Here is a 3488-nt window from a genome sequence, read left to right on the forward strand (position 1 = left end):
GAGAGGCTGCTGGGGATAAGTCCCCGACGTATCGGCTTGTCGGCGACACTGGGCGACTATGAGCTTGCGAAGGAGTGGCTGGCGGGAGGAAGCGATCGACCGGTCGGGGTGATAGACGAGGGCCGTACACGGCGGGTGCGAATCGCACTCGAGCACTACCAGGTGGCCGATGACGAGCCAAAGGAGGAGCCGGAAGACGCTCCGGATGTCGCGCAGGAAGGGCCGCTGCCCCACATCCTCAGCATGTACGGTCGGACCAGGCGGGGGAAGAGCCTGATTTTCGTGAACTCGCGTTCGGAAGCCGAGGACATCGGAGCAGGATTGCGAGAGCTAGCGGAGCGGGACGGCCAGGCCGACATCTACTTCGTGCAGCACGGCAGCATCAGCAAGGAGTACCGGCTGGACGCCGAGGAGGCGATGCGGGAGGAGGCGAGGCCGGCCTGCACGGTCGCGACGGTGACGCTGGAGCTGGGTATCGACCTGGGTCAGCTCGAGCGGGTCCTGCAGTTCGGGGCGCCACACAGCGTCAGCTCGTTCGTGCAGCGTCTCGGGCGGACCGGCCGGCGCGGTGAACCGGGCGACATGAGTCTCTACAGCGTCGAGGACCCGCCGGCTGCAAGCGCCTCGGCGCTCGAGCGGATGCCCTGGCTGCTGCTCAAGACCATCGCCATGGTGCAGCTGTACGTGGAGGAGAAGTGGGTGGAGCCTATCGAGCCACCCAGGCTCCCTTTCAGCCTGCTGTACCACCAGACGATGAGCGTGCTGATGCAGCACGGCGAACTGCTGCCCGCCGACCTTGCGGACCTTGTACTCACGCTGCCACCCTTCCGAGAGGTCGGCAGGGACCGTTACAAGCGGCTGCTCACTCACCTGCTGGAGATAGACCACCTCCAGTGGACCGAGCGACGGCGGCTGTTGATCGGCCTGGCGGGGGAGAAGGTGGTGAACGATTGGCACTTCCTGGCGACGTTCGCCGACAGCGTCGAGTACGACGTGATCGCCGGCAGCGAGCACGTGGGAACCCTGATGTCCCCGCCTCCGGTCGACACCGTGTTCCGACTGGCCGGCCGGACCTGGCGGGTGAAGGACGTCGACATGAAGAAGCACTCGATCCTCGTGCAGCGGACCCGAGGCAAGGCCCGGACGACGTGGACTGGCGGCGGCGGAGGGGTGCACATCCGGGTGATGGAGCGCATCCGGCAACTCTTGGACGAGGAGCTCGAACCCGGCTACCTGAACGAGCCCGCAGTGGAGCGCCTACGGGAGGCACGCGACTTGGCGCGGGAGGTAGAGCTCTCCCAACGGCAGATCCTACCGGGAAGCGACGGGACTTCACACCTGGTGCCGTGGCTAGGGAGCTCCGGCTTCGCGGCGTTGCTGCTGGGCCTGAAGGCGCGGCTGGGTGAAGAGAAGGCGACGGCGAGGTCGGCGCCGTTCTATATGTCGGTTCGGGCGCCGTACGGGGAGTTGCTCGAGGTCCTGCAGAAACCGCTGACCAAGGACGAGATTCGCTCGCAACTTACCGGCCGGAGCGTTCCGCTCGAGGGGAAGTTCGACGAGTACCTGCCGGAGGAGTTGCTGTTGGAGGCGTTCGTGGAGGACGGGATCGATGTAGAGGAGGTGGAACGCAGCCGTAAGGTCTCGGCCAGTTATGGCAGTCACTAGCGGCAATTACCGAATCTCTTAGCCGTCGGTTTTACAGTGCTCCTTTGATTCCCGTTTAGTCGACCGTCCTTCATCCAAGCATTGGGAAATAGCCGCTCCCTTTCGCGGGCCGGTAGGAGCAGAACATGTACCTCGACAACTGGTCGTCAAGTTCACTGCAACGCCGCCAGCAGAACGGTGTAGCTGATCAACTCCTGTTCCAGCCGCAGTCGCTCGCCCAGCCGGTTGCATCTCAGGTCGTCGTACAGCTCTGTCTCGCCAGTGTTCAGCCGCGGCAGATCTCGGTTCACGGGGGTCTTCTCCGAACCCCACTTCCCTTCGTGAGCCATGAACGTTTCGCGGTCCATCAGTAGTGACCTCGTGCTTGGAAAGTAGGAGCGCAATCTGTCGAGGATGGCGAAACCGTGCGTGTCGATGTCGCCCCAGTAGTGCACTTCGCACTCACGGAGCCAAGTGATCTCCGCCAGTAAATCGAGGGCGTATCCTCCGCCGAAGATGACCAGGCTGCCGGGAACCTCCGGGAAGGCGAGGAAGTTTATCTCGTTCTCGGTGATGAACACTCGTTCAACCGGCAGCCTGAGTTCGCTCACGACCGAAGCCGGCAGGGTGAAGTCGAGATCCGCCTGTTCGCCGCCTTCTTCGATCACTCCCGGAGTGAGGGGGGACAGGGCAGGGTCGAGGAGTCGGAAGCGAAGTCTTGTCGGCTTCCGCCTAAATCCGTAGCGGGCTTCGAATCCGGCGGCGCCTCGCCACTCGTCATCGACCGCATCCGGTGGAAGCGCCAGCTCGAACAGTTCGGCCAGTACCCGCTTCCGTTTCTCGATGAACTTAGTGTCGACCCCTTGGATGTCGATCTGTCGTATGTAGATGTCCGGGCGCGGGTTGCTGCGCAACCACTTGACGGTGGCCATCAAGCTGGGCCACTCGGGTGCCAGCTCGAGCGCCTCCAGGGGCCTCTTCTCCAGCCAGGCGAGCAGTTCCGGCTGTCCCGCACGTGTCGTCGCGACCAGCTGCTCGAACGTCGCTGCTTGGCGAGTCTTGCCGACCAAGCGAAGGGCGGCTTGGGTGTCGTCGACCCACACCTCGCTCGGCAACGCGTTCGTTCCCAGCAGGCGATTGTTGTGCTCGCTGAAAACGAGTCGATAATTGCCGCACTCGCGTTGAAGGTTGGCGATCCAGTCCCTGACCTCGGCGAACCGTTCAAAGATCTCGCCCGCGCGGGGTCCCTTGAGCGTGAGCCTGCGCGGGAAGAGTTCCTCCCTGCTCAGGCAGCTGCTCAGGATCCGGCCGCTCCGCCAGAGTCGCTCGACCTGAGTACGCAGGTCGGCAGGGGTGGTCCATGCGCTCACCGTCAGCCGACTTTAGTGACGATCGCGAGGCGAGTCGAACGCGAAGTGGAGAAGCGCGGTGGGGTCACGGCACTGAGGCGAGTCGAATGCGACGTGGAGAAGAGCGATGGGGTCACGACACTAACCGATCACGGCGAGACGATAAGAGAGCGAATAGTTGCTGGAGTCACGACGCGAACCGACAGCGAGGAAGCGTCGAGGGCGAGCAGTTGCGCGGAATCACTGTGCGAGTCGAACTGGGGAGTGAGCGTACTGTTCGTTGTGCCTTGCGCGCTCGCTGCGGTACTCCTCGATCGTCAGGTTGCGGAGCAGCGACTCGCGACCGTCACGGTTCTGCACGAATCCCACGTTGGACACGAACGGCTCGATGACGTGGATCTTCTGGAGGGGCGTGACGATGAGCAGTTGCAGGCCAAGCCTGCCGAACAACTCCAGTCCGTAGCGGGCGGAGTCGTCGGAGCCTCGGCCGAACGC

The 3488-nt window shown here is 63.6% G+C and carries 3 protein-coding genes; 1 reads left to right on the forward strand and 2 read right to left on the reverse strand.

The window, feature by feature from the left end; all coding sequences use genetic code 11:
- The coding region (locus VF168_04035) for a helicase-related protein (protein ID HEX7003337.1) at positions 1-1665 on the forward strand (1665 nt) is incomplete at its 5' end.
- Between the two features lie 152 nt (positions 1666-1817).
- On the opposite strand, the gene VF168_04040 is transcribed toward VF168_04035, so the two are convergent.
- The gene (locus VF168_04040; GenBank protein HEX7003338.1) at positions 1818-3014 is read right to left on the reverse strand and encodes a Wadjet anti-phage system protein JetD domain-containing protein; all 1197 of its coding nucleotides are present in this window, start codon (positions 3012-3014) and stop codon (positions 1818-1820) included.
- 219 nt (positions 3015-3233) lie between these two features.
- A partial coding sequence (locus VF168_04045) for a hypothetical protein (protein ID HEX7003339.1) occupies positions 3234-3488 on the reverse strand: 255 nt, incomplete at its 5' end.

The organism is Trueperaceae bacterium (assembly GCA_036381595.1).
Classification (GTDB): Bacteria; Deinococcota; Deinococci; order Deinococcales; family Trueperaceae; genus DASVCN01.